General features: G+C 71.7%; 22 protein-coding genes. 15 read left to right on the forward strand and 7 right to left on the reverse strand.

What is annotated here, in order from left to right; genetic code table 11:
- Positions 1 to 22 precede the first annotated feature (22 nt).
- Complete coding sequence (locus IE269_RS28140; protein WP_189825985.1) at positions 23 to 493, reverse strand: universal stress protein; 471 nt, start codon at positions 491 to 493, stop codon at positions 23 to 25.
- A gap of 142 nt (positions 494 to 635) precedes the next feature.
- Between IE269_RS28140 and lysX the strand changes: the two genes are divergently transcribed.
- Both lysX and IE269_RS28150 read left to right on the forward strand, forming a co-directional pair.
- Positions 636 to 3,935 carry a bifunctional lysylphosphatidylglycerol synthetase/lysine--tRNA ligase LysX gene (lysX, locus tag IE269_RS28145; protein ID WP_189825986.1) on the forward strand — a complete coding sequence of 1,100 codons (3,300 nt, stop codon included), beginning with the start codon at positions 636 to 638 and terminating at the stop codon, positions 3,933 to 3,935.
- 90 nt (positions 3,936 to 4,025) lie between these two features.
- Positions 4,026 to 4,925, forward strand: a complete 900-nt coding sequence (locus IE269_RS28150; RefSeq protein ID WP_189825987.1) for a polysaccharide deacetylase family protein — start codon at positions 4,026 to 4,028, stop codon at positions 4,923 to 4,925.
- A 23-nt stretch (positions 4,926 to 4,948) separates the two neighbouring features.
- On the opposite strand, the gene IE269_RS28155 is transcribed toward IE269_RS28150, so the two are convergent.
- Positions 4,949 to 5,617 carry a class F sortase gene (locus IE269_RS28155; RefSeq protein WP_189825988.1) on the reverse strand — a complete coding sequence of 223 codons (669 nt, stop codon included), beginning with the start codon at positions 5,615 to 5,617 and terminating at the stop codon, positions 4,949 to 4,951.
- A 323-nt stretch (positions 5,618 to 5,940) separates the two neighbouring features.
- Here IE269_RS28155 and IE269_RS28160 point away from each other — a divergent pair, with 323 nt between their 5' ends.
- Positions 5,941 to 6,420, forward strand: coding sequence for a hypothetical protein (locus tag IE269_RS28160; RefSeq protein WP_189825989.1), 480 nt, complete (start codon positions 5,941 to 5,943; stop codon positions 6,418 to 6,420).
- 107 nt (positions 6,421 to 6,527) lie between these two features.
- Here IE269_RS28160 and IE269_RS28165 read toward each other — a convergent pair whose 3' ends face one another.
- Entirely contained in the window at positions 6,528 to 7,109 is a 582-nt protein-coding gene (locus IE269_RS28165) for a hypothetical protein (protein ID WP_189825990.1), read from the reverse strand.
- Positions 7,110 to 7,286: 177 nt separating this feature from the next.
- Here IE269_RS28165 and IE269_RS28170 point away from each other — a divergent pair, with 177 nt between their 5' ends.
- From IE269_RS28170 to IE269_RS28185, 4 genes are all read left to right on the forward strand, one after another.
- A complete protein-coding gene (locus IE269_RS28170) occupies positions 7,287 to 8,075 on the forward strand; it encodes a class I SAM-dependent methyltransferase (protein WP_189825991.1) in 789 nt (262 codons plus the stop codon).
- Positions 8,076 to 8,214: 139 nt separating this feature from the next.
- Positions 8,215 to 9,759, forward strand: a complete 1,545-nt coding sequence (locus IE269_RS28175) for an FAD-dependent monooxygenase (protein ID WP_189825992.1) — start codon at positions 8,215 to 8,217, stop codon at positions 9,757 to 9,759.
- Between the two features lie 54 nt (positions 9,760 to 9,813).
- Entirely contained in the window at positions 9,814 to 10,449 is a 636-nt protein-coding gene (locus IE269_RS28180) for a hypothetical protein (RefSeq protein WP_189826166.1), read from the forward strand.
- A gap of 30 nt (positions 10,450 to 10,479) precedes the next feature.
- Positions 10,480 to 10,767, forward strand: coding sequence for a hypothetical protein (locus IE269_RS28185; RefSeq protein WP_189825993.1), 288 nt, complete (start codon positions 10,480 to 10,482; stop codon positions 10,765 to 10,767).
- A gap of 88 nt (positions 10,768 to 10,855) precedes the next feature.
- Here the strand turns inward: IE269_RS28185 and IE269_RS28190 are convergent, their stop codons facing one another.
- On the reverse strand, positions 10,856 to 11,617 hold the full coding sequence (locus IE269_RS28190; RefSeq protein WP_189825994.1) for a bestrophin-like domain: 762 nt from the start codon (positions 11,615 to 11,617) through the stop codon (positions 10,856 to 10,858).
- Between the two features lie 25 nt (positions 11,618 to 11,642).
- Positions 11,643 to 12,236 carry a hypothetical protein gene (locus tag IE269_RS28195; RefSeq protein ID WP_189826194.1) on the reverse strand — a complete coding sequence of 198 codons (594 nt, stop codon included), beginning with the start codon at positions 12,234 to 12,236 and terminating at the stop codon, positions 11,643 to 11,645.
- A gap of 247 nt (positions 12,237 to 12,483) precedes the next feature.
- Here IE269_RS28195 and IE269_RS28200 point away from each other — a divergent pair, with 247 nt between their 5' ends.
- The 3 genes from IE269_RS28200 to IE269_RS28210 all read left to right on the forward strand — a co-directional run bounded on the left by IE269_RS28200 (position 12,484) and on the right by IE269_RS28210 (position 17,046).
- Complete coding sequence (locus IE269_RS28200) at positions 12,484 to 13,425, forward strand: SCO0930 family lipoprotein (RefSeq protein ID WP_189825995.1); 942 nt, start codon at positions 12,484 to 12,486, stop codon at positions 13,423 to 13,425.
- Positions 13,426 to 13,723: 298 nt separating this feature from the next.
- Entirely contained in the window at positions 13,724 to 14,536 is an 813-nt protein-coding gene (locus IE269_RS28205; protein ID WP_189825996.1) for an SAM-dependent methyltransferase, read from the forward strand.
- Positions 14,537 to 14,928: 392 nt separating this feature from the next.
- Positions 14,929 to 17,046 carry a putative bifunctional diguanylate cyclase/phosphodiesterase gene (locus IE269_RS28210; protein WP_229898341.1) on the forward strand — a complete coding sequence of 706 codons (2,118 nt, stop codon included), beginning with the start codon at positions 14,929 to 14,931 and terminating at the stop codon, positions 17,044 to 17,046.
- A 72-nt stretch (positions 17,047 to 17,118) separates the two neighbouring features.
- On the opposite strand, the gene IE269_RS28215 is transcribed toward IE269_RS28210, so the two are convergent.
- The gene (locus tag IE269_RS28215; protein ID WP_189825997.1) at positions 17,119 to 18,000 is read right to left on the reverse strand and encodes a LysR family transcriptional regulator; all 882 of its coding nucleotides are present in this window, start codon (positions 17,998 to 18,000) and stop codon (positions 17,119 to 17,121) included.
- A 97-nt stretch (positions 18,001 to 18,097) separates the two neighbouring features.
- Between IE269_RS28215 and IE269_RS28220 the strand changes: the two genes are divergently transcribed.
- The 4 genes from IE269_RS28220 to IE269_RS28235 all read left to right on the forward strand — a co-directional run bounded on the left by IE269_RS28220 (position 18,098) and on the right by IE269_RS28235 (position 23,119).
- Positions 18,098 to 18,829: a succinate dehydrogenase cytochrome b subunit gene (locus tag IE269_RS28220; RefSeq protein WP_189825998.1), complete on the forward strand. Its 732-nt coding sequence runs from the start codon at positions 18,098 to 18,100 to the stop codon at positions 18,827 to 18,829.
- A gap of 3 nt (positions 18,830 to 18,832) precedes the next feature.
- Complete coding sequence (locus tag IE269_RS28225) at positions 18,833 to 20,785, forward strand: fumarate reductase/succinate dehydrogenase flavoprotein subunit (RefSeq protein WP_189825999.1); 1,953 nt, start codon at positions 18,833 to 18,835, stop codon at positions 20,783 to 20,785.
- The gene (locus tag IE269_RS28230; protein WP_189826000.1) at positions 20,782 to 21,528 is read left to right on the forward strand and encodes a succinate dehydrogenase/fumarate reductase iron-sulfur subunit; all 747 of its coding nucleotides are present in this window, start codon (positions 20,782 to 20,784) and stop codon (positions 21,526 to 21,528) included. The genes IE269_RS28225 and IE269_RS28230 overlap by 4 nt, the downstream gene beginning before the upstream one ends.
- A gap of 73 nt (positions 21,529 to 21,601) precedes the next feature.
- The gene (locus IE269_RS28235; protein WP_189826001.1) at positions 21,602 to 23,119 is read left to right on the forward strand and encodes an acyl-CoA synthetase; all 1,518 of its coding nucleotides are present in this window, start codon (positions 21,602 to 21,604) and stop codon (positions 23,117 to 23,119) included.
- On the opposite strand, the gene IE269_RS28240 is transcribed toward IE269_RS28235, so the two are convergent.
- On the reverse strand, positions 23,120 to 23,977 hold the full coding sequence (locus IE269_RS28240; protein WP_189826002.1) for a helix-turn-helix domain-containing protein: 858 nt from the start codon (positions 23,975 to 23,977) through the stop codon (positions 23,120 to 23,122).
- A 101-nt stretch (positions 23,978 to 24,078) separates the two neighbouring features.
- Here IE269_RS28240 and IE269_RS28245 point away from each other — a divergent pair, with 101 nt between their 5' ends.
- Positions 24,079 to 24,645, forward strand: a complete 567-nt coding sequence (locus tag IE269_RS28245) for a YceI family protein (RefSeq protein WP_189826003.1) — start codon at positions 24,079 to 24,081, stop codon at positions 24,643 to 24,645.
- Positions 24,646 to 24,849: the final 204 nt, after the last annotated feature.

Below are 24,849 nucleotides of genomic sequence, written 5' to 3' on the forward strand. Positions count from 1 at the left end.
GGCCGCGCCCCCTCCCGGCCGGTTACGGCACGACCGTGACCGGCCAGCGCCCCGCCTTCACCAGCCGCACCGCCACCGACCCCACGAAGCGGTGCCCCGCCGACTCCGACGCGCCCACCACCACCGCGTCCGCCGTCAGCTCGTCGGCGGCCGTGACCAGACCGTTGTACGGGTCGCCGCGGAAGGTGTGGAACTCCCAGCGCACCTCGAAGATGCCCTTCACCCGCTCCGTGGCCCGCCGGATCTCCGCGATCAGGTCCTCGGCGATCTCCTCCGTGGTCCCGGCGACCGGCGCGCCGAGCGCCGCACCGGAGGGGATCAGCGGCTGTACGTAGACGAGTGCGAGAAGCGCGTTCTGCCGTCTGGCCAGCCCTCCCGCGTACGCGGCGGCGCGCAGGGACGAAGGGGAGCCGTCCACTCCGGCGACGATCACCTTGGGGCCGTCGGTGCCGCGTTCGAAGGTGTGGCGCTGCTGTTCGGGCTGTTCGGTCACAGAGCGGAGGTTATCCCGTACGGCGCGCGGTCCGAAACGAGCGGCGCACGGGGGATCGTACGGGCCGAAATGAGACCCTCCCGCAGGTGAAACGCCCTACCCCGGGAGGCGTGGGGTCCCCGCGCTCCCTAGAGTTTCCCCCATGAGTGTCACCGTGGAGGAAACTCCCACCAGCCGCAACCGCTTCCTCAGCAGGGTGCCCGACGGATTCGCGACCTTCTTCGGTCTGCTGGGTCTGTACTGTGCCCTGCTCGCGATCAGCCAGCCGCTGCGCAGACTGGTGAGGCCCTTCACCGAACTGCTCGAATACATCACCGTCCCGGTCAGCGCGAACCTGGCGTACGCGGTGTTCTTCTTCCTGCTCGCCGCCGCCGTCGGCTCGCGCAAGAAGATCGCCTGGTGGCTGGTGGTGGCCTATCTGGTGCTGCTGCTGGTCGGCGACCTCCTGTACATCCTGCTGGAGGACTGGGAGGCGCTGGCCTCCACGGTGGTGTGCGTCGCCGCGCTGGTGGTGCTGATCCTGGCCCGCAAGGAGTTCTACGCCGCCTCCCGGCACGGGGCGGTGCGCCGCGCGCTGGGCGTGCTGGTCGCGGCGCTGGTCGCGGCCGTACTCGTCGGCTGGGGCCTCATCTCGATCTGGCCCGGCACCCTGGTGCCCGCCGACCGGCTGCCGTGGGTGATCGTCCGCGTCTTCGGCGGCGTGCTCTACGGAGACTTCGACGGCCACGGCCCCCGCTTCCTCTACTTCCTCTTCGGCCTCTTCGGCGCCCTCGCCCTGCTGGCGTCCGCCGCCACCCTCTTCCGCTCGCAGCGCATGGAGTCCTCCCTGCACGGCGACGAGGAGCCCCGCATCCGCGCCCTCCTCGGCGCGTACGGAGCGCAGGACTCCCTCGGCTACTTCGCCACCCGCCGCGACAAGGCCGTCGTCTTCGCCCCCAACGGGCGCGCCGCCGTCACCTACCGCGTCGAGGCTGGCGTCTCCCTCGCCTCCGGCGACCCCGTCGGCGACAAGGCGGCCTGGCCGCAGGCCATCGAGGCGTGGCTGGAGATGGCCAAGCAGTACGCCTGGGCGCCCGCCGTCATGGGCGCCTCCGAGGAGGGCGCCACCGCGTTCGCCCGCGCCGGGCTCAGCGCCATGCAGCTCGGCGACGAGGCCATCCTCGACGTCAACGCCTTCGACCTCGACGGCCGCGACATGCGCGTCACCCGCCAGGCCGTCAACCGGGTCCGCCGTACCGGAGCCACCACCCGCATCCGCCGCCACTCCGCCCTCTCGGACGCCGAGATGGAGCAGATCATCGACCGCGCCGACGCCTGGCGCGGCACCGAGACCGAGCGCGGCTTCTCCATGGCGCTCGACCGGCTCGGCGACCCCGAGGACGGCGACTGCCTCCTCGCCGAGGCCTTCGACGCCGACGGCAAGCTGATCGCCCTGCTGTCGTTCGTGCCCTGGGGCAAGGACGGCATCTCGCTCGACCTGATGCGCCGTGACCGGCAGGCCCCCAACGGGGTCATGGAGTTCATGGTCGCCGAGATCTGCGCCCAGGTGCCCAAGCTGGGCATCCGCCGGATCTCCCTCAACTTCGCCGTCTTCCGCTCCGCCTTCGAAGAGGGCGCGCGGATCGGCGCCGGCCCGATCCTGCGTCTGTGGCGCAGGCTGCTGCTGTTCTTCTCCAAGTGGTGGCAGCTCGAAGCGCTCTACCGCTCCAACGTGAAGTACCAGCCCGCCTGGTACCCCCGCTTCCTCTGCTACGGCGACGCGGGCTCCCTCGCCCGGGTCTCCCTCGCCTCCGGCATCGCCGAGGGCTTCGTCGCGGTGCCGAGCCTGCGCAAGATGTGGGGCCGCGGCCACTCCCCGAAGCGCACCTTCACCAATCCGGCCAGCACCGCGGGCCTGCCCTCCATCGAGGCGCTCGGCCTGGTCGGACCCGCCGCCGACGCGAACGCCGACCCGACCGCGCACCTGCCCGAGCAGATCCGCATCCGCCACCGCAAGCTCACCAAGCTGCGGGCCGAGGGCACCGACCCGTACCCGGTCGGCGTCCCTGCCGCCACCCACACCACCGCCGCGATCCGGGCCGCGCACCCGACGGCCGCAGCCGGCACCCGTACCGGCGAAACCGCCACCGTCTCCGGCCGCGTCATGGTCGTCCGCGACTTCGGCGGCGTCGTCTTCGCCGACCTGCGCGACTGGTCCGGCGACCTCCAGATCGCCTTCACCCGGGACGGCTCCGGGACCGAGATCCTGGACCGCTTCACCGCCGACGTCGACTTCGGCGACCTGGTCTCCGTCACCGGCGAGATCGGCACCTCCGAAAAGGGCGAGCTGACCCTCTTCGTCACCGGCTGGCAGCTCACCGGCAAGTGCCTGCGCCCGCTGCCCGACAAGCGCCTCGGCCTCACCGACCCCGAGGCCAAGGTCCGCAGGCGGTACGTCGACCTGGTCGCCAGCCCCGACGCCCGCGAGGTCGTCCGCTCCCGGTCCGCCGTCGTCCAGGGCCTGCGCCAGGGCCTCCTGGAGCGCGGCTACCTGGAGGTCGAGACGCCGATGCTCCAGCAGATCCACGGCGGCGCCAACGCCCGCCCCTTCACCACCCACATCAACGCCTACGACCTCGACCTCTACCTCCGTATCGCCCCCGAGCTGTACCTCAAGCGGCTCTGCGTCGGCGGCATGGAGAAGGTCTTCGAAATGGGCCGCACCTTCCGCAACGAAGGCGTCTCCTACAAGCACAACCCCGAGTTCACGATGCTGGAGGCGTACCAGGCGTACGCCGACTACGACGTCATGCTCGACCTCACCCGCGAGCTGATCCAGGGCGCGGCCACCGCCGCCTTCGGCTCGCCGATCGCCCGCAAGACCGACGCCGACGGCAAGGTCGTCGAGCACGACATCTCCGGCATCTGGCCGGTCAAGACCCTGTACGGAGCCGTCTCCGAGGCCCTCGGCGAGGAGGTCGACGCCGACACCGAGGAGCCGAGGCTGCGCCGCCTGTGCGACAGCGCCGGAGTTCCGCACACTCCGGAGAACACCCGCGGCGACCTCGTCCTGGAGATGTACGAACGCCTCGTGGAGGAGCGCACCGTGCTGCCCACCTTCTACAAGGACTTCCCCACGGACGTCTCCCCGCTGACCCGCCAGCACCGCAAGGACCCGCGCCTCGCCGAACGCTGGGACCTGGTCGCCTTCGGCACCGAACTGGGCACCGCCTACTCGGAGTTGACCGACCCCGTCGAGCAGCGCCGCCGCCTCATGGCGCAGTCGCTGCTCGCGGCGGGCGGCGACCCGGAGGCCATGGAGGTCGACGAGGACTTCCTCGACGCGCTGGAGTACGCGATGCCGCCCACCGGCGGTCTGGGCATCGGCGTCGACCGCCTGGTCATGTTCCTCACCGGGCGCACCATCCGCGAGACGCTGCCGTTCCCGCTGGTACGCCGCTGAGGTCCGGCCGGTAGTTCCAACGGGTGCAATCGTGACCCGCACCCGGAGTGGATCAATGCCTCGCACGCCACGGCGTGCGAGGCATTAGTCATGAAAGAAGATCAGCAGTCGACTTCCGGTGGCGGAGACGGCGTTTCCTCCCACGAGCCCGAAGGCCGTTCCCTCCTCGGACGCCGCGGCCTCCTGCGCCTCGCCGCCTGCGTCGGAGCCGCGGCCACCGTGCACGTGCTGACCGCCGACCCGGCCGACGCACCGGTCGCCCCGTCCTCGGCCGGGCCCCGGCCCGCCGCCGGTCCGCCGCAGGCCGCGGCGCCGCTCAAGCCGTCCGCGTACCGGCTGCGCCCCATGACCGCGTACGCCGCGCCGAAACTGCGCCCCGCGCAGCCTCCGGTGCGCCGCAGGCCGTTCCTGCGGATGGACGCCCCCGGGCGCACCATGGTCCTCACCTTCGACGACGGACCCGACCCCCGCTACACCCCGGACATCCTGCGGACGCTGCGCCGGCACGGGGCGCGCGCCATGTTCTTCGTCTGTGGCGAGATGGCCGTCGACAACCAGGACCTGCTGCGCGAGATGATCGACGACGGTCATGTCATCGGCAACCACTCCTGGTCGCATCCGCTCATGCCGAAGCTGTCGCGCTCGCGCATCCGCTCCCAGATGGAGCGCACCAGCGACGTCGTGGAGCAGGCGGTGCGCGAGGCGCCGCGCTGGTACCGGGCGCCGTACGGTGCGTGGAACCGGGCCTCGTTCGAGATCGGCGCCGACCTCGGCATGGAGCCGCTCGGCTGGACCGTGGACACCCTGGACTGGACCGAGCCGGGCAGCGAGGCGATCGTCCGCCGGGTGCGGGCCGGAGCGGGCTCGGGCGTCGTGGTGCTGTCGCACGACGCGGGCGGCAACCGGAGCGGCACCGTGCGCGCCCTGCGCACGTATCTGCCCGAACTCCTGGACCAGGGATACCGGATCACGGTTCCGCAGAACGTCTGACGGCGGCCGGGGGCCATCAGGGACTACCGGGTGGCCACCAGCCGGGCGAAGACCACCACGTTCCCCGCGTAGCCGCTGTCCCGGTCGTAGCCCCCGCCGCAGGTGATGACCCGCAGCTCCGGGCGTCCGGTGTCGCCGTACACCCGGGCGCCCGGGAAGTCCTCCTTGGCGTACACCTCCACCCCGTACACCTCGAAGACGGCGGTACGTCCGTCGAAGCGGGCCACCTCCACGTGCTGGCCCTTCTTCACCGAGCCCAGGCCGAAGAAGACGGCGGGGCCCGTGGAGTTGTCGACGTGCCCGACGACGACCGCCGTGCCGCTCTGGCCGGGGGCGATGCCGTTCTGGTACCAGCCGGCGAGGTTGGCGTCCTGCGGGGGAGGGGCCTCGATCCAGCCCTCCCGGTCGAGCCCGACGTCCACGGTCGGCGCGTCCACCTTGAGCGCGGGGATGCGGATGCGGGCGGCGGGGGCGTACGGCAGCGGGGCCACTCCGGAGATCCGCTTCTGCGCCGTCGGTCCGTCGGAGCCGTTGTCCCGGGCCGCCGCGGCGGCGGGCTGCGGCGGCCCGAAACCGATGTCGCTGCCGTTGCGCAACAGGGCGAGCCCGGTGAGCATCGCCAGCGCCAGGGCCCCCCACGGCGCCCGCCGTCTGGGGTGCGCGCCGCGCCATTCCTGCCGGTGGTGCTCCATGTTGCCGCTCCCTTCGTCGCACCCGGCCCGCCCGCCGTGCACGGTCCTGCCGTTCTGGTACGGACGCTAAGCGCGCCGTGCCGAGGCGGCGAGGTGCGCAGGGCGAACGGGTGGCGGGCACGGAAATTGACGCTCCGTGAGATGACGGGACGTCAGCTGACGTGCCGTCAGTCGCATGTCACCGGAACGGGCCGTTACGTCACCAATCCGGCTCAGTGCGAAGTGCGGGCTCCAGAGGGCCAAGTGAGGGTTCGTCATGGAAGGCGTACTCGTCGAATTTCCCGGAGCACCGCCCCGGAGCGTCTTCCCATGGAGGTTCTACGATGCGTGCTTCACGTGCCTACGCGGCGACCGCGCTCGCCTGCACGACGGTCGCCCTCGCCGCGCCGGCGGCGTTCGCCACCAACGGTCCCGGCAACGTCACGGTCAACCCGTACTCGGTCCACCAGGGCAGCACGATCTCGATCGCGGCGACCGGCTGCGGCCACGGCGGAACCGTGACGTCCAACGCCTTCTCGCAGGTCAGCCTGTCGGCCGGGGCCAAGGGCTATGCGTCGGCCCGGATCAACGACGACACCACGCCCGGTCACTACAACCTGGCCGTCAAGTGCAGCGACAACGCCATGGTCGCCACCCACCGCTTCACCGTCCTCGCCGGGCGCGGCGCACACGGCGGCCTCGGCGGCTCGCACGGCCCCAGCGACACCGACGTCGCCGTCGGCGCGAGCCTGGTGGCCTCGGCCGCGCTCGGCGGTGCGATCTTCGTGGCGCGTCGCCGCAACGCCGTCGGCGGCCGGGCCTGACCGCCGCGCACGCAGCCCGCATGCCGGTGGGCCCGAGTCCCCGTACAGGACTCGGGCCCACCGGCGTGTGATCTTCTGGTGCGTCGACGTGTGGCTTTGGGATGCGCTCAGTGGCGGCGCGTTCCGGCCGCCCTGCGGTGCACCGCGTAGAACGTGCCGCCCACTGCCAGCACCACCAGGGCCGCACCCCCGGCGACCTGGGTGGTGTCCATGCCGCCGATGCTGCCGCCGAGGCCGCCGCGTACGCCCCGTGCGGGCGAGGCGGAGGTGACGGGCGCGGCCGACGTGGTCCGCGAGGGCAGTGAGGTCGAGCTGGTCGTCGGCTGGGCGCCGCCCACGACGGTCAGTGAGGCGGAGCCCTTCGTGCCGTTGCAGGTGAAGGCGACGTCGTACATCGCACCGGGCTTGGCGTCCCAGTCGACCGTCGCCTGCTGGGTCTTGCCGGGCTGGAGGACGACGGTGTTGAAGACCCCCGCGGTGACGGTCGCGGGGCCGGTGCAGCCGGGGGCCGCCAGGGTGACCTTTCCGCCGGCGGCGATCGTGGACGGCGTCACGGAGAACCCGGCCGAGCCCTCCTTCTTCGCGCCCTGGTTGCCGTCGGCCGCCTGGGCGGGGGCGACGGCGCAGGTCAGCGCCACGGCCCCGAGGGCGGCCGCGGCGGCGGTGGTGGCGATGCGAGTCGCACGCATGAAGACTCCTCCGGATCCCCGAGGAGCAATGGCGGAACGGTTTTCCACACACATGTCGGAAATGCGCCTCGATATACGAAACGCTAGGAGGGTCGGGGGAGCCCCGCGATCACAGTCGCGCGAATGGGGCACACGTGTCCCCCGGTCGGCCCCGCCCGGAGGGGGCAGGCTGAAGGGATGAGCAGCGTATTCGACGAGATCGCGGAGTTGTACGACCGTGCCCGCCCCGCATACCCGCCGGAAGTGGTGGACGCCCTCGTGTCCGCATCCGGGCTGACGTGCGGCGGCCGGGTCCTCGAAGTCGGCCCGGGAACAGGCCAGTTGACGCTTCCGCTCGCGCGCGGCGGGTGTGCGGTGACCGCCGTCGAGCTGGGCCCGCGGCTCGCCGCCCTCGCCCGCCGCAAGCTCGCCCCGTACCCGGCGGCGGAGATCGTCGTCGCCGACTTCGCGCGCTGGCCGCTGCCGCCGGAGCCCTTCGATGCCCTGGTCTCCGCGACCGCGTGGCACTGGATCGACGCGGGGGTCCGTACGGAGCGGGCGGCGCGGGCGCTGCGGCCCGGCGGGCGGCTCTCGCTGATCGTCACGCATCACGTGGCGGGCGGCACCGAGGAGTTCTTCGCGGAGGTGCAGTCCTTGTACGAGCGCTGGGACCCGGCGGCGGTCCCCGGCGAGCGCCTGCGCGAGCCGGAGGCGATCCCCACGGACCCGGCCGGGCGCGGGGACCTCGCCGACCTCGCCGCGTCGGCCGACTTCGCGGCGCCCGTCGTGCGGCGCTTCGCCCGCGAGGTGACGTACACGGCGCGGCAGTACACGGACGTCCTGCGCACCTACTCCGGGACCCTCCGGCTGGGCGGCGACCGGCGGGAAGGGCTCCTCGCCGACATTCACGACCTGATCGAGGCGGGCCACGGGGGCCGGGTGGTGAAGCGGTATCTCCACGAGGTGGTCACGGCGGAACGGAGGTGACCCGGCAGGGGTCGCCCTTCTAACGGCCTCAAAAACGTTACTCGGTTGCATATGTGCCTTGGTTGTGATTGTCTCTCCATGTCGGAAACCCGTGGGGAGACCGCGCACCCCACACCGCATCCGCAACGGAGGAACAGACGTGACGACGAGCGTGCTGATCGTGGGCTCCGGCCCGACCGGACTGACCCTGGCACTGGACCTGGCCCGGCGAGGCGTCCCGGTCCGGGTGGTCGACAAGTCCCCCGAATTCCCCCGGAGTTCACGGGCCAAGGGCCCCAACCAGCGCACCCTGGAAGTGCTGGAGGACCTCGGAGTCGTACGCGAGGTGCTGGACGCCGGCCGCGCGCCGGTCCCCATGCGCAAGTACCGCGACGGGCTGCCCGTCGCCGACGCCGACCCCTACGAGGGCAGGCGCCCGACCCCCGACAAGCCGTACGACCGGGGGTGGCTGCTGGCCCAGTGGAAGCTGGAGGAGGTCCTGCGCGAGCGGCTCGCCGCCCACGGGGTGCACGTCGAACTGGGCGTCGAGGTCGTCTCGTACGAGGAGGCCGGCACGACCGTCCTCGCCCGCGCCGCCGACGGCAGCGCGATCGAGGCGCGCTACCTCGTCGGCTGCGACGGCGGACACAGCCGCATCCGGGGGCTCATGGGCGCCACCTTCGAGGGCGACACCCAGGAGGACCAGCTCATGGTCAACGGCGACGTCGTCCTGACCGGCGCGGACGATCTGAGCCGGGACCACTGGCACCAGTGGTTCGACGAGGACGGCGCGGTGATGCTCTGCCCGATCCCCGGCACGGCCGCCCACTGGTGGTTCCAGGCCGGCCCGGAGCGCGCCGCCGACGGCACGCCGCTGCCGCCCACCCGCGAGGGCTTCCAGCGCCTCTTCGACCGGCACGCCCGCATCCCCGGCGTCACCGTCACCGACGCCGCGCTCCTCTCCACGTACCGCGTCAACGTCCGCATGGTCGACCGCTACCGCGCGGGCCGCGTCCTGCTGGCGGGCGACGCCGCACACGTGCACCCCATCGCGGGCGGCCTCGGCATGAACACCGGCATCCAGGACGCGTACAACCTCGGCTGGAAACTCGCGGCGGTCGTCACGGGCACGGCCGACGAAGCCCTCCTGGACACGTACGAGGAGGAACGTCTCCCCGTCGCCGCCTGGACCCTCGACACCTCCTCCCGGCAGCTCGACGCGGTCCTGGCCGCGATCAAGAAGCCGGGCGGCGGCCTCGACGCGGGCATCACGGACGCCACGAGCGGCCTCGGCATCGGCTACCGCTGGAGCTCCCTCGCCCCGCCCACCACCGTCGACACCCCGCTGCGCCCCGGCGACCGTGCCCCCGACGCCCCCTGCGCGGACGCCGCCACCGGCACCCCCGTCCGCCTCTTCGAGACCTTCGCGGGCCCGCACTTCACGCTCCTGGCCTTCGGCGGGGAAGCGGCCCGCTCGCTGCCCCCGACGGACGACGCGACCCGGACGTACGCCATCGACGCGGGCCCGCTCAGCGACCTCGCCGACCCCGAGGGCCACGCCAGGGCCGCGTACGGAATCAAGGGCGACGCCCTGGTCCTGGTCCGCCCGGACAACCACATCGCCCTGATCGCGACCCCCTCCCAGGCGCAAACCGTACGGAACTACCTGCCCGCCCCCGCGACGCAGGCCGCCGCACACGCCTGACCCGGCAAGGACCTGGACAGGCGCCCGCCTCCCGCCGATCATGGGCCGGTGATCATGGACCCGAATTTCCGGTGGGACGAGTTCAACCGGCTCCGCAGCGCGCTGGGTTACCTCACTCCGGCCGAACTGATCGACCTGGCGGACCGGGGCACGAAGGTCCTGGACCCCTTCTCGGTCATCCTGTCGCGGTACGTGGAGCTGGGTGCGGGCAACGTCTTCTACCCGGGCGCGGTCGTCGAGTGCGACGACGAGAGCACGTGCGCCGTGGGCGGCTTCAACGTCTTCCACGGCGCGACACGCATCGCCGCGACCGGGGGCGGAAACATCACCATCGGCAACGGCACGCTCATCGGCGAGGGCGGCACCCAGATCAAGTCCTCCTCCCCGGCCACCCCGGTCACGGTCGACGACGGCGCCCGCCTGGCCAACGGCGCCGAACTCCTCGGCCCCACGTGGGTGGGCGCCGGCGCCCAGATCCTCGGCCCCATTTCGGCCCGCTCGGTCACCCTGGCCGCGGGGAAACCCCACACCCACCCCGACCCCGACCACCGCGGCGCAGTCCTCAAGGGCTTCGGCCGCGCCGACCACATCCGCCTCGCCCCGGGCGAAGTCCTCAACGCCACGGGCGACTTCCGCACGGCACCGGTGGAGCGCCAGCGGGCCTACCACCCGGATGCGCCCTCCCTGTGAGCGGCTTCTCCGGCGAGGGCGGACGGCGACATGGCGAGACGTAAGAAGGCAGGACCGCAGCCCTTCGGCGTTCCGCAGGGCATCGTCCTGCTGGAGACCCCCGACGGCTGGCGCCACACCGTCCTCACCGCGGACGGCGGACTGCTCTGCGGCCGCCTCGACGTGGCCCCGCACACCGACCCTCAGGGTGCACGCATCGCGGCGGAGGGCCTCGTGAGAGCGCTCGCGCGCGACGTTCACGGCGCCGAGGCGGAGGTGAGCTGGGACCCGCCTCAAGACGCCGGGACCTGGACCGCGCGCATCACCCACGCCGGATGACGCCAGTGAGGGGTGTACATGGAAAGACGCTGTCGGTCTCCCGGGGGTGTCCGGGAGACCGACAGCGTCGCGGGGGCGGGGCCTGCGGCTACTCCGCTCCGGGGAATCTGTTGACGAAGGGGTCCGGGGTGGCGGCGATGCCGTGGCCGAAGGGGGCGTCGAGGTCCCAGATGAGGAAGAGGAGGAAGGCGATCATCACGCTGAAGAGTCCGGCGAGGAGCAACTCGCGTGGAGTGCGCCGGATTTGGAGGGTGAAGATCAGGCCGACGGTGATCAGTGCGCCGGTGATCAGGCCGAACCAGACGATGGGGGGCATCGTCGCCTCGGTGTTCTGGGCGCGTTGGTCGCGGGCGTCGTCGGCGGCGGCGACCTGGTCGACGAGGGGCTGGTAGGCCTGGCCCTCCAGGTCGGTCTTGGGGGCGTAGAGGGTGACGTCCTGGCGGACGCGGGCCAGGAGGTCGTCGCCCTTCTCGGTGACCTCGCTGTGGTCGACCATGTGCTGCCACTCGGTGTGCACGACGTGGCTGACGTAGGCGTCGATGTCGTTGCGGATGCGGGTGCGGACGTCGGCGGGGTAGACCTCGGCGCGGGTGCTCACCTCGTGCAGGGCCTGGGCCTCCAGGCGTACCGATTCCTGGGCGGCGCCGCGGCCCTCCCAGACGCCCGCGATGGCGAGGCCGAGGACGATCGCGTAGATCACGCCGATCATCATCGTCATGTACTCGAGGACGTCGGGGGTCTCCGACGGGTCGTCGTCCTCGCCGATCCGGCGGTTGTTGATCACGACGATGGTGAGGACGACGGCGCAGGCAGCGGCCATCGCGATGGTCAGAACAAGCCATTCCGACACGGGGAACCTCCTTCGGTGAGGCCGCTCAGCGGGACGAGCGGGGGCGCAGGACCGCGACGGCGAACACCGCGGGCGCTGTGATCATGAGCGTGAGGGTGAGCATCGAGGTCTGTCCCTCGGGCTTCTTGCGGACCGGCTTGCGGTAGGTGGGAAGGGCGATGGCTCTGGGCGGGGGTGGCGGCGGCTTGATGGCGGGGGGAGCGGGTGCCGGGGGCGGCGGTGGTGGGGGCGGCGGTGGTGGGGGAGGTGGTGGTGGGGCGGGTTGGGGGAGTACGGGGGCGGGCTTCGGCGGGACCGGCTTCGGCGGTTTCGGTGGCTTCGGCGGTGTGGGCTTCGGCGGCGGAGCCGGTGGCTTGGGGTCCGGGGGCAGCGGCGGTGGCGGTGGCGGCGGCGGGGGTTCCGGCGGAGGCGGTGGTGGCGGTGGTGGCGGCGGGGTGGGCGTCGGCCCGCAGGCCGCGTCGTCGCCGCCCGCGATCGACACCACGACCCCCTGATCGGTGGACGCGTACGCGCAACTGTCCGCGGAGGCGGGCACGGAGCCGACCAGGAGCCAGCACAGCGCTGCCGAGGACAGGAGACGTACGAGGAGCGGACCGGGCTTCCGGCGTGATCCGTACACGAGGGGCATCATGAATCTGCTCAACGAGCGGCACACGGCAGAAGTAATCGATTCGCCTGATGGGTGGGACTTTCCCGGATTTGCGTTCGGAACGGGATCAGGTGTGCGGATCGGCCGTGGAGGCCGCGGGAAAAGTTTTTCGCGGAGCGTTGAACACGGGGGCGGTCCGCGTACGTACCCAGTGCCGAGAGCGACGCACCTCGGCGTCGCACCCACTCTTCGGGAAGCTCGGGAAACGGGAGTCGACATGGGTACCTGGCGGAATGTCTCGCTCGCGGTGACGGCCGCAGCAGTGCTGGCGCTGACGACGGCATGCGGGCAGGACAACGGAAACGCCTCCCCGGGAGCCCAGTCCGTGGCCAACCCGGCCCCCGCCGACGGGTACGGGTACGGCGACGGCGAGAAGGGGGAGAACAAGGCCGCGGCCCCCAAGGCCGCCGGACAGCTCGCCGCCCGTGACGACGCCAAGCTGGGCAAGATCGTCACCGACAGCGCGGGCATGACCCTCTACCGGTTCGACAAGGACACCGCGAAACCCCCGAAGTCGAATTGCGAGGGCGACTGTGCGAAGGCCTGGCCGGTGGTGCCCGCCGGCACCGCCACCGCCGTGCCCGGCACCGACGCGTCCGCCGTCGGATCGGTGACCCGCGCCGACGGCACCAAGCAACTCACCCTCGGCGGCTGGCCCATGTACCGGTTCGCCCAGGACACCAAGGCCGGCGACGTCAAGGGACAGGGCGTGGGCGGCACCTGGTTCGCCTCCGCCCCGGACGGCAAGAAGGCCGCACCCGCGGGTGCCGCTCCCGACGCCCCGGCACCCGCCGACCTCCCCGGCATGTCCGTCCGCAAGGACCCCAAGCTGGGCGAGATCGTCGTGGACTCGCGGGGCATGACCGTCTACCGGTTCAAGAAGGACTCCGCCTGGCCCATGAAGACCGCCTGCACCGGTGCCTGCCTCGACAAGTGGCCGGTCGTCCCGCCGGTGGCGAAGAACGACACCACCGGCATCATCAAGAAGGGGTTCGTCGTCTTCGACCGCCCCGACGGCGTCAAGCAGCAGACCATTGACTGCTGGCCCGTCTACACCTTCTCGGGTGACAAGAAGGCCGGGGACACCAACGGGCAGGGCGTGGGCGGCACTTGGTACGCCGTCTCCCCCCAGGGCAAGCTCGTCGGAGCCCCCAAGTAGCCCCAAGTAGGTGCCGGGGCCCGCTTCCTCGTACAGTTCGGCCCGTCGGACCCGCGCGCGTGGGTCCGACGGGCCGAGTGCGTACGGCACGACCGCAGGGGACACCGTGCGACAGCGGTGAATCCTCCGGAGGTTGCCGTGGTCCGCGCACATGCCTGCGGGGTGTGACCGAGAACGGACCGCCAATTTCCGTTTTCGCTCGCTCTGCTGGCGGCGGATCAGTAGCCTCGGCTCGAACACCGGGCACGGACGTCCCTTCCGTGCCCGTATTCGTCGCGGCGACTTGTTGGAGATCTTGATGGAGCGTCCCGCCTGGGCCCCGCCCGGCATCGACCTCTCGATGCCGAGCGTGTCCCGCATCTACGACTACTACCTGGGCGGTTCGCACAACTTCGAGGTCGACCGGGAAGCGGCCCGCCGTGCGATGGAGTTCCTGCCGGGTCTGCCCAAGATCATGCAGGCCAACCGGGCGTTCATGCGCCGCGCCGTGCGCCACGCGCTCTCCGAAGGCGTCACCCAGTTCCTCGACATCGGCTCCGGCATCCCGACCTTCGGCAACGTCCACGAGGTCGCCCAGTCCGCCGACGCGTCCGCCCGCGTGGTGTACGTCGACCACGACCCGGTGGCCGTCGCGCACAGCCAGGCCGTGCTGGAGGGCAACGAGCGGGCCGCCGTCGTCGCCGCCGACCTGCGCAAGCCCCAGGAGATCCTCGCCGCTCCCGAGCTGACGGGCCTCCTCGACCTGGAGAGACCGGTGGCGCTGCTGCTGGTGGCCGTCCTGCACTTCCTGGAGGACACCGACGACCCGCAGGCCGCCGTCGCCGAGCTCCGCGACGCGCTCGCCCCCGGCAGCATGCTGATCGTCACGCACGCCGCGTACGAGGGCATCCCGCTCGACCAGGAGACCGCGGGCGGTGCCGTCGACGTCTACCGGCAGATCAAGAACCCGCTGATCATGCGTGACCACGACGAGGTCGCCCGCTTCTTCGAGGGGTACGAGATGGTGGAGCCGGGCCTGGTGAAGATGGCCGAGTGGCGGCCCGAGACGCCCGTCGCGCAGGAGGACCCGTACGCGTTCTCGGGCTTCGCAGGGGTGGGGCGCAAGGCGTGAGCGCGCAGGCGCAGACCCCGGACGGCGGCCGCTCCCTGGCCCCGTCCGACCGCACCGACCCGTCGTCGCCGGGCGTCGCCGAACCGTCCGCCGCCGGTCGGTTCGATCCGCCGTCGGACGCGGGCACCGCTGCGTCGTCCGGTCGTTCCGCCACGTCACCGGACCGGCCGGAGCCGAGCCCCGGCAGCCCCGGCGCGGTGCGGGACCGGGCGGCGGCCGGCGGTGCGCCGGGCCGGGTTGCCCCTCCGGGGAGCGGCTTCGTCCCCGTGCAGCCGTCGGGCCCCGCCCCGGACCGCACGACCGCATCCGCGACCCCCGCGGCCCGCGGCGGGACCGGCCCCGAAGGCGAAACGGGCGGCGGCGCGGACGCCCCCGGCAGCCCCGAGGACCGGCTGCGGCGGTTCGCGACCATCTGGAGCCGGGCCATCTTCCCGGCGACCGCGACCTCGCTGACGCGCCCCGAGTTCGAACAGCTCCTGCTGCCGCTCGCCCGGCGCCTCGGCACCGCACTCCACGCGCGGCCCTTCGACACCGCCCCCGCGCAGGCGGTCGGGGAAGCGCTCGTCGCCGCGCACTGCACCGATCCGGACGCCCTCGTCCGTACCCTCGGCGTCGTCGACTCGTACCTCGTCCTGTACTGCGCGGACAGCTCGGCCGAGGGCGACGCCCGCGCCGCCGAGGAGAACCGGGCCCGCTGCGCCCGCCTCCAGCACTCCCTCGCCGCCGGATTCGCCATGGCCCTGCGCGAGCGCACGCTGCGCGAGCAGGAGGCCATCGCCCGGTCCGCGCTGAGCGCCCGCAGCGAGGCCCAACTGGCGCTGCACGCCACCGAGGAACGCTTCCGGGCGGTCTTCGAGGGAGCCGCCGTCGGCATCGGCATCGCCTCCCTCGACGGCACCATCCTGGAGGTCAACGAGACGCTGACCCGCATGTTCGGCGGCCTGGAGTCCCAGGTCAAGGGCCGCAAGGTCACCGACTGGGGGCACCCCGAGGACTCCGCCCAGGTCTGGCGGATGTACGACGAGCTGGTGCGCGGCGAACGCGACCACTACCGCAGCGAGAAGGCCTTCTACCGGGGCGACGGCACCGTCCTGTGGACCAACCTCACCGTGTCCCTCCTCCGCGACGCCGACGGCCGCCCCCAGTACCAGCTGGCCCTGATGGAGGACACGACCGAACGCCGCCTCCTCAACCTGCGGCTGCGCTACGAGGCCACCCACGACGCCCTCACCGGCCTCCCCAACCGCACCCTGTTCTTCGAACGCCTGGAGAAGGCCCTCGCCGCGAGCGACAACGCCCGCTTCGGACTCTGCTACCTGGACCTCGACGGCTTCAAGGCCGTCAACGACAGCCTCGGCCACTCCGCCGGAGACCGTCTCCTGGTGGAGGTCGCCGACCGGCTCCAGGCCTGCGCGACCGCGCCCGGCGAGATGGTCGCCCGGCTCGGTGGCGACGAGTTCGTGGCCCTGACCACCGGCGCCACCACCCGCGCCGACGTGGACGACCTGGCCGCCCGGATACTGTCCGCGCTGGCCACCCCGATCCACCTGGAGGGCCGCGAGATCACGGTGCGCGGCTCCATCGGCATCGTGGAGGGCCCGGCGGGCGAACGCGGACCGGCCGACGTGCTGCGCAGTGCCGACATCACCATGTACCGGGCCAAGTCGGCCGGCGGCAACCGCTTCGAGTTCGCCGATCGCGAGGCCGACGAGCGCGCCATCACCCGGCACGGCCTCACCAACGCGCTGCCCGCCGCCCTGGAGCGCGGCGAGTTCTTCATCGAGTACCAGCCGCTCGTCCACCTCGGCGACGGCAGCGTGCACGGCGCGGAGGCGCTGGTCCGCTGGAGCCACCCGCAGCACGGCGTGCTCGGCCCCGACCGGTTCATCCCGCTCGCCGAACACACCGGTCTCATCGTGCCGTTGGGCCGCTGGGTGCTGGAGGAGTCCGTCGCCCAGGCCCGCGTCTGGCAGCAACGCCACGCCGACGGCGGCCCTTTGCGCATCAACGTCAACCTCTCACCCACCCAGCTCCACCACCCCGGCCTCGTCGCCGACACGGTGGAGGTCCTGGAGCGGGCCGGTCTCTCGCCTGGCGCGCTGTGCCTGGAGGTCACCGAGTCCGCGCTGATAGGGGCCGACGAAGGCCTGCTCAAGCCGCTGCGCCAACTCGCCTACATGGGCGTCGACATCGCCCTCGACGACTTCGGCACGGGGTACTCCAACCTCGCCAACCTGCGCCGCCTCCCGGTGAGCGTCCTCAAGCTCGACCGCTCCTTCACCCAGAGCATGCAGCGCGCGCCCGCGAACCCCGTCGACCTGAAGATCGTCGAGGGCATCGTCTCGCTCGCGCACAGCCTGGAGCTGGCGGTCACCGTCGAGGGCGTCGAAACGGGCGCGCAGGCCGACCAGTTGAGGGAGCTCGGCTGCGACACCGCCCAGGGCTGGTACTACGCCCGCCCCGGTGCCCCGGACCGCATCCACTCCCTGGCGCTGACCGACGCGGTCTGAGGGGTACGAGGAGGGGGTGGCCGGAGTCCGATTCCGACCGCCCCCTCACGCATGCGCCTTCCGGCCGCCCCCTCACGCATGCGCCTCCAGCAGCACCCGCTGCAACTCCCGTGCCGCCCTCGGCGGCGCCACATCGCTGCGGTGCGCCAGCGCGATCGTGCGCCGCAGCCCCGGCCGGGCCAGCTCGGTGACCCGAAGCCCGGTGCCCGCCCGCTCCGCCACCATGCGCGGCACGACCGCCACCCCGAGCCCGGCCCGTACGAAACCCAGCACTGCGTCCAGCTCGCCGCCCTCGACGGTGAACGTCGGCTCGAAGCCCGCCGAACGGCAGGCGGCGACGGTCAGTTCGCGCAGGTCGTAGCCGTGCCGGAACATCACCATCGGGGTGTCGCGGAGGTCGGCGATGCGCACCGGTCGGCGCGGGGCGCGCTCGGTGGGGGAGGAGACCACCACCAGGTCCTCGTGGAGGAGTTCGACGGTGGTGAGGGCGGGGGAGGGGGTGGGGAGGGGCAGGACGACCAGGGCCAAGTCCAGTGCTCCGCGCGCCAGTTCGCGTACGAGGTCGTGCGATCCGCCCTCCTCGACCAGGAGTTGGATGCCGGGGTGGGCGTCGTGGAAGGTGCGCAGGACGTCCGGGAGCAGGCCCGTGCACAGGCTCGGGGTCGCGCCCAGGCGGACCCGGCCCCGGCGCAGCTGGGCCAGCTCCTGGACCTCGCGGCGGGCGGTGTCGGTGTCGGCGAGGATACGGCGGGCGAGGGGGAGGAGGGCCCCGCCGGCGTCGGTGAGGGCGATGTTGCCCCGGGCCCGGGTGAAGAGGTCGGCCCCCAGCTCGCGCTCCAGGGAGCGGATCTGCTGGGACAGCGAGGGCTGCGCGACGTGCAGCTCCTCGGCGGCGCGGGTGAAGTGCCGGGACTCGGCCACGGCCACGAAATAGCGGAGCTGCTGGAACTGCATGCCGACCAGTCTAGATGGATCGATAGGAAGAGGCTATGGAGATGAGCCGGACCATGTCTTGGACCTCTGGGGTCCTTCGGCCCTAGCGTCTTGAGTCATGGCTCTGGCAACGCGGCAGGACACCCCGCCCACCCGAAAACCGCCCGTGCGGCACACCTCAGGACTCCGCGGATTCTGGGGCTCCACCGTCGGCAAGAAGACCGTCATGGCCGTCAGCGGGCTGATCATGCTCGGCTACCTCGTGGCCCACATGATCGGCAACCTGAAGATCTTCTTCGGGACGGACGAGTTCAACGGCTACGCGCACTGGCTGCGCACCATGGGCGACCCGGTGCTGCACTACGAGTGGGCGCTGTGGATCGTCCGCGTCCTGCTGCTCGCCGCCGTCGTCGGGCACGGCGTGGCCGCGTACCAGCTCAGCCGGCGCGACATCCGGGCCAGGCCCGTGAAGTACGCCCACAAGCGCAAGCGCGCCAGCTACGCCACGCGCACCATGCGCTGGGGCGGAATCATCCTCGCCCTGTTCATCGTGTGGCACCTGCTCGACCTGACCACCCTCACGGTCAACGAGAACGCGCAGCACGGAAAGCCGTACGAGAACGTCGTCGCGACCTTCTCCACCTGGTACGGCAACACGACCTACATCGTCGCGATGCTCGCCGTCGGCCTGCACGTGCGGCACGGCTTCTGGAGCGCCGCCCAGACCCTCGGCGTCGGCAACGCCACCCGCGAGCGCGTCCTGAAGGCGCTGGCCAACCTCCTCGCCCTGGCGCTGACCGTGGGCTTCCTCTCCGTGCCGGTCGCGGTCATGACCGGATTGGTGGGCTGACACATGACTTCGTCGTACGTCGACTACGCGACCGGTGATCCGGTCGCCGACGCCAAGGCCCCGACCGGGCCCGTCGCCGAGCGCTGGGACACCCGGCGCTTCGAGGCGAAGCTCGTCAACCCGGCCAACCGCCGCAAGCACACCGTCATCGTCGTCGGGACGGGGCTCGCGGGCGGCTCGGCGGGCGCCACGCTGGCCGAACAGGGCTACCACGTCGTCCAGTTCTGCTTCCAGGACTCGCCGCGCCGCGCCCACTCCATCGCCGCACAGGGCGGCATCAACGCCGCGAAGAACTACCGCAACGACGGCGACTCCATCCACCGGCTCTTCTACGACACCGTCAAGGGCGGCGACTTCCGGGCCCGCGAGTCGAACGTCCACCGGCTCGCGCAGATCTCGGTGGAGATCATCGACCAGTGCGTGGCGCAGGGCGTGCCGTTCGCCCGTGAGTACGGCGGTCTGCTCGACACGCGCTCCTTCGGCGGCGTGCAGGTCTCCCGCACCTTCTACGCCCGCGGCCAGACCGGGCAGCAGCTCCTCCTCGGCGCCTACCAGGCGCTGTCGCGGCAGATCGCGGCCGGAAACGTGGAGCTGCATCCGCGCACCGAGATGCTGGACCTGATCGTGGTGGACGGCAAGGCGCGCGGCATCGTCGCCCGTGACCTGATCACCGGGAAGATCGACACGTACTTCGCGGACGCCGTCGTCCTCGCGTCCGGCGGCTACGGCAACGTCTTCTACCTGTCGACGAACGCCATGAACTCCAACGCCACCGCGATCTGGCGGGCCCACCGGCGCGGCGCCTACTTCGCCAACCCTTGTTTCACCCAGATCCACCCCACCTGCATCCCGCGCACCGGCGACCACCAGTCCAAGCTGACCCTGATGAGCGAGTCGCTGCGCAACGACGGCCGCATCTGGGTGCCCAAGGCCAAGGGGGACCAGCGGCCCGCCCGCGAGATCCCCGAGGAGGAGCGCGACTACTACTTGGAGCGCATCTACCCCTCCTTCGGCAACCTCGTCCCCCGCGACATCGCGTCGCGCGCCGCCAAGAACGTCTGCGACGAGGGCCGGGGGGTAGGCCCCGGCGGGCAGGGCGTCTACCTGGACTTCGCGGACGCCATCGCCCGGATGGGCCGGAAGGCCGTCGAGGAGAAGTACGGCAACCTCTTCGACATGTACGCGCGGATCACCGCCGAGGACCCGTACGAGACCCCGATGCGGATCTACCCCGCCGTGCACTACACGATGGGCGGGCTGTGGGTCGACTACGACCTCCAGACCACCGTCCCCGGCCTCTTCGCCATCGGCGAGGCCAACTTCTCCGACCACGGCGCGAACCGCCTCGGCGCGTCCGCCCTGATGCAGGGCCTCGCGGACGGCTACTTCGTCCTCCCGGCCACCATCAACGACTACCTCGCCCGGCACGCCGCACAGGACCCGGTCGACGCCTCCCACCCGGCTGCCGCCGCCGTCGTACGGGAGACCGAGGAGCGCCTCGCGAAGCTCCTCGCCGTCGACGGCGACCGCACCCCCGACTCCTTCCACCGCGAACTCGGCGAACTGATGTGGGAGTTCTGCGGCATGGCCCGCACGGAGGAGGGCCTGCGCAAGGCCCTCGACCGCATCCCGGAGATCCGCGAGGAGTTCTGGCGGCGGATCAAGGTCCCGGGCACCGGCGAGGAGTTCAACCAGTCGCTGGAGAAGGCGAACCGCATCGTCGACTACCTGGAGCTGGCCGAGCTGATGTGCCTCGACGCCCTGCACCGGGAGGAGTCCTGCGGCGGCCACTTCCGCGAGGAGTCCCAGACCCCCGACGGCGAGGCCGCCCGCGACGACGGACGCTTCGCCTACGCCGCCGCGTGGGAGCACACCGCCACCGGCAGCGCCCCCGTCCTGCACAAGGAAGACCTCGTCTTCGAGTACGTCCACCCCACTCAGCGGAGCTACGCATGAAGCTCACCCTGCGCGTCTGGCGCCAGAAGAACCCCGACACCCCGGGGGAGATGGCCAGTTACGACGTCGACAACATCTCCGCCGACATGTCCTTCCTGGAGATGCTCGACACCCTCAACGAGGAGCTGATCCTTCGCGGGGACGACCCCGTCGCCTTCGACCACGACTGCCGCGAGGGCATCTGCGGCGCGTGCTCGCTCGTCATCAACGGCGACGCCCACGGCCCCGAGCGCACCACCACCTGCCAGCTCCACATGCGGTCCTTCTCCGACGGCGACACCATCGACGTCGAACCGTGGCGGGCCTCGGCCTTCCCGGTCGTCAAGGACCTCGTCGTGGACCGCTCGGCCTTCGACCGGATCATCCAGGCCGGCGGTTACGTCAGTGTGCCGACCGGCGCGGCCCCCGAGGCGCACGCCACCCCCGTGCCCAAGGCGGACGCCGACTTCGCCTTCGAGCACGCCGAGTGCATCGGCTGCGGGGCCTGCGTGGCCGCCTGCCCCAACGGCTCGGCGATGCTCTTCACCTCGGCGAAGATCAACCACCTGAACGTCCTGCCGCAGGGCGCTCCCGAGCGCGAGACCCGCGTCCTCGACATGGTCGCGCAGATGGACGACGAGGGCTTCGGCGGCTGCACCCTCACCGGCGAGTGCGCCACCGCCTGCCCGAAGGGGATTCCGCTGCCGTCCATCGCGGCGATGAACAAGGAGTGGTTGCGGGCCAACCGCAAGGCCAAGCGCTGAACAGCGACTCTCGTAACAGAGACTGCTTGCACGACTCCTGACGTACCGTCAAAACCGGGGTAGTTTCCCCTTCATGTATCCGGGAGCGTACGACCCCGCGCATCCGGCCGTCGTCACGGCAGACGGCGGCCGGACCCTGACGTATGGACAACTCGAAGAGCGCTCACTGCGGTTGGCGAACCATCTGCGTGCCGCAGGACTGCGCCGGGGCGACCACCTCGCCCTCCTCTCCGGCAACGACCCGCGCATGCTGGAGGTCTACTGGGCGGCGATGCGCTCGGGCCTCTACCTCACCGCCGTCAACCACCACCTCACGGCCGAGGAGGCCGCGTACATCGTCGAGGACTGCGGGGCGAGTGCCCTCATCGCCTCGACCTCCCTCGGGCAACTCGCCGACGACGTCGGCCGACTGGTGACACGTGCCACGCTCCGGCTGGAGTACGGCGACGAACTCGGCTCGTACGAGAAGGCCCTCGCCGAAGCGTCCCCCGAGCCCCCGGCCCACCAGCCCATCGGCGCCGACATGCTCTACTCCTCGGGCACCACCGGCCGCCCCAAGGGCATCCAGCCCGACCTTCCCGAGGCCGACGTGCGCGAGTCGCCCACGCTCTACGTCCCGCTCTTCACCGCCATGTACGGCTTCGCCGCCGACTCCGTCTACCTCTGCCCGGCACCCCTCTACCACGCGGCCCCGCTCCGCTTCTGCGGCGTCGTCACCGCCACCGGCGGCACCGTCGTCCTCATGGACGCCTTCGACGCCGAGGGCGCGCTCGCCGCGATCGAGAAGCACCGCGTCACGCACGCCCAGTGGGTGCCCACCATGTTCGTACGGATGCTGAAGCTGCCGCAGGAGGTCCGGGAGCGGTACGACGTGTCGTCGCTGAAGGTCGCCGTCCACGCCGCAGCGCCCTGCCCCGTCGAGGTCAAGCGGCGGATGATGGAGTGGTGGGGCCCGGTCCTGCACGAGTACTACAGCTCGACCGAGGGCAACGGCATCACCTTCATCGGCCCCGAGGAATGGCTCGCCAAACCGGGCTCCGTCGGCCGCGCCGGACTCCTCGGCGAACTGCGCGTCTGCGGTCCCGACGGAGAGCTGCTGCCCCCGGGCGAGACCGGCACCATCTACTTCGAGCGCGAGGAACTCCCCTTCCGCTACCACAACGACGACGGCCGCACCCGCGAGGCCCAGCACCCCGACCACCCGAACTGGACCACCACCGGGGACATCGGACACGTCGACGAGGACGGCTACCTCTTCCTCACCGACCGCAAAGCCTTCATGATCATCTCGGGTGGGGTGAACGTCTACCCGCAGGAGGCCGAGGACGTGCTCGTCCTGCACCCGGCGGTCGCGGACGCGGCGGTGATCGGCGTACCGGATCCGGAGATGGGCGAGGCCGTCAAGGCGGTCGTCCAGGTGGAGGACGGAGTGCACCCGTCACCCGAACTGGCCTCGGAAATCCTGGAGTTCGTACGCTCACGGATCGCGCACTACAAGGCGCCGCGCAGCGTCGACTTCGCGGAGGCCCTGCCGCGCACACCCACCGGGAAGCTGGCCAAGTCGGCGCTCAGGAAGGCGTATGGGACGTGATCAGCCGCTCACCGCGCGCAGGGCGCCCGGCCTGCGCCCGGTGAGCCGGTCCAGGGCGGCTGCCGTGGTCTCGTCGCCGGGGAGGTGCACCAGGATGCGCTGGCCGTCCGGATCGGGCAGGTCCAAGGTCTCGTACGCCAGGCGCAGTTCACCCGACTCGGGGTGGACGAAGCGCTCGACGCCGCTGCGCACGGGCAGCTTCGGCGGGGCGGCGAGCCGGTTCGCGAACTCCGACCCGGCGGTCAACGCCAACTCCGCCGCCAGGTGCGAGACATGGGGGTCGTCGCGGGCCAGGTCGAAGCCCACCATGCCGAACTGGGCGTCGGCGACCCGCCCCCAGTCCGGGTAGGTGTCGTGGGCGCGCGGGTCGGTGAACACGTACCGCAGCACGCTCGGCTGCTCGCCGTCGAGCAGGCCGACCGGCTGCATCAGCCGCTCGTACCCCGTCGTACAGGCCACGACCTCGCTCAGCCGGTTCAACAGCACCGCCGGTGACGGATCCAGCCGGTCCAGGAGTGCCTGCACGGTCGGGCGCACCTGACGGACGGGCGTCTCGGCGGCCGGGCACAGCAGCTTGTGGTCGTTGGTGTGCTTCAGCAGCCGGCCCAGATGCAGCCGGGTCTCGCCGGACAGCCGCAGGGCGTCGGCGAGGGCGGCCAGCACCTGCGCGGACGGATTGCGGTCCCGGCCCTGTTCGAGACGGGTGAGGTACTCGACGCTGATGCCCGACAGGGTCGCCAGCTCGGACCGGCGCAGCCCCGGGGTGCGCCGGCGCGGGCCCTCGGGGAGCCCGACCTCGGAGGGCGTCACCGCTTCCCGGCGGGCGCGCAGGAATGCCCCCAACTCGTTCTCGCTCACCTCCGGATCGTAACCCCGAGGCCCGGAACGGAGGGTGGCTCTCCCACTACTACCCTCGGGCCGGTCTTCCTCCGGGGCGGCGCGTCCCGCAGCGTGGAGGCATGACCACTGATGCGCACACCACGTCCCTGGCCCCCCTGATCCCGCTGACCGCAGGTCGCTGGGAACTCGACACGGCCCACTCCTCCGTCGCCTTCACCATCCGCCACCTCGGCATCTCCAAGGTGCGCGGCCGCTTCGCCGAGGTGGACTCGGCGCTCGTCATCGGCGCCACCCTGGAGCAGAGCTCCGTGCACGCCACGGTGGCGCTCGCCTCGATCGACACGGGCAACGAGGCCCGCGACGCCCATGTCCGGGCGGCCGACCTCCTCGACGTCGAGAAGCGCCCGACGATGACCTTCCGCTCGACCGGTGCGGACGGCGAGGGCGAGGAGTGGACCTTGACGGGCGAACTGACCATCGGGGACGTCACCAGGGAGGTGTCGTTCGAGGTGGAGTTCGGCGGCCTGGTGGACACACCGTTCGGCAGCAAGCACGCGGGGTTCGAGGCGCAGGGGCAGATCCGGCGGAGCGACTTCGGGCTGAACTTCGGGGCGGCGGATGCGATGCTGGGTGACGTCGTGAAGATCCAGATCGACGCCCAGTTCGTGGAACCGACGCAGGCGTAGGCCAGCTTGCGGCACCGCTGCGCGCGGGCGCACCCTGCCCGTGCGGGCCGCTCCCTTTCCGCGCCCCTTCAGGGGCGCGGGGAACTGCGCGACCAGCCACGATGCTCCTGCACGGAACCGTGCAATTGCCCCGCGGGTCTAGGTGAAGGGGCGGGGCTGGGGACCCTCTTGGCCCAGCGGGCCGGGGCTTCACATGCCCGGTAC

Origin of the sequence: Streptomyces spiroverticillatus (genome assembly GCA_014650415.1) — a bacterium.
Lineage (GTDB): Bacteria > Actinomycetota > Actinomycetes > Streptomycetales > Streptomycetaceae > Streptomyces > Streptomyces spiroverticillatus.

Excerpts from the sequence above, each read along its gene's own strand:
- lysX (WP_189825986.1), top strand. The coding sequence starts at position 636 with ATGAGTGTCACCGTGGAGGAAACTCCCACCAGCCGCAACCGCTTCCTC.
- IE269_RS28150 (WP_189825987.1), top strand. The coding sequence starts at position 4,026 with ATGAAAGAAGATCAGCAGTCGACTTCCGGTGGCGGAGACGGCGTTTCC.
- IE269_RS28155 (WP_189825988.1), bottom strand. The coding sequence starts at position 5,617 with ATGGAGCACCACCGGCAGGAATGGCGCGGCGCGCACCCCAGACGGCGG.
- IE269_RS28160 (WP_189825989.1), top strand. The coding sequence starts at position 5,941 with ATGCGTGCTTCACGTGCCTACGCGGCGACCGCGCTCGCCTGCACGACG.
- IE269_RS28165 (WP_189825990.1), bottom strand. The coding sequence starts at position 7,109 with ATGCGTGCGACTCGCATCGCCACCACCGCCGCCGCGGCCGCCCTCGGG.
- IE269_RS28170 (WP_189825991.1), top strand. The coding sequence starts at position 7,287 with ATGAGCAGCGTATTCGACGAGATCGCGGAGTTGTACGACCGTGCCCGC.
- IE269_RS28180 (WP_189826166.1), top strand. The coding sequence starts at position 9,814 with ATGGACCCGAATTTCCGGTGGGACGAGTTCAACCGGCTCCGCAGCGCG.
- IE269_RS28185 (WP_189825993.1), top strand. The coding sequence starts at position 10,480 with ATGGCGAGACGTAAGAAGGCAGGACCGCAGCCCTTCGGCGTTCCGCAG.
- IE269_RS28200 (WP_189825995.1), top strand. The coding sequence starts at position 12,484 with ATGGGTACCTGGCGGAATGTCTCGCTCGCGGTGACGGCCGCAGCAGTG.
- IE269_RS28205 (WP_189825996.1), top strand. The coding sequence starts at position 13,724 with ATGGAGCGTCCCGCCTGGGCCCCGCCCGGCATCGACCTCTCGATGCCG.
- IE269_RS28215 (WP_189825997.1), bottom strand. The coding sequence starts at position 18,000 with ATGCAGTTCCAGCAGCTCCGCTATTTCGTGGCCGTGGCCGAGTCCCGG.
- IE269_RS28220 (WP_189825998.1), top strand. The coding sequence starts at position 18,098 with ATGGCTCTGGCAACGCGGCAGGACACCCCGCCCACCCGAAAACCGCCC.
- IE269_RS28225 (WP_189825999.1), top strand. The coding sequence starts at position 18,833 with ATGACTTCGTCGTACGTCGACTACGCGACCGGTGATCCGGTCGCCGAC.
- IE269_RS28230 (WP_189826000.1), top strand. The coding sequence starts at position 20,782 with ATGAAGCTCACCCTGCGCGTCTGGCGCCAGAAGAACCCCGACACCCCG.
- IE269_RS28235 (WP_189826001.1), top strand. The coding sequence starts at position 21,602 with ATGTATCCGGGAGCGTACGACCCCGCGCATCCGGCCGTCGTCACGGCA.
- IE269_RS28245 (WP_189826003.1), top strand. The coding sequence starts at position 24,079 with ATGACCACTGATGCGCACACCACGTCCCTGGCCCCCCTGATCCCGCTG.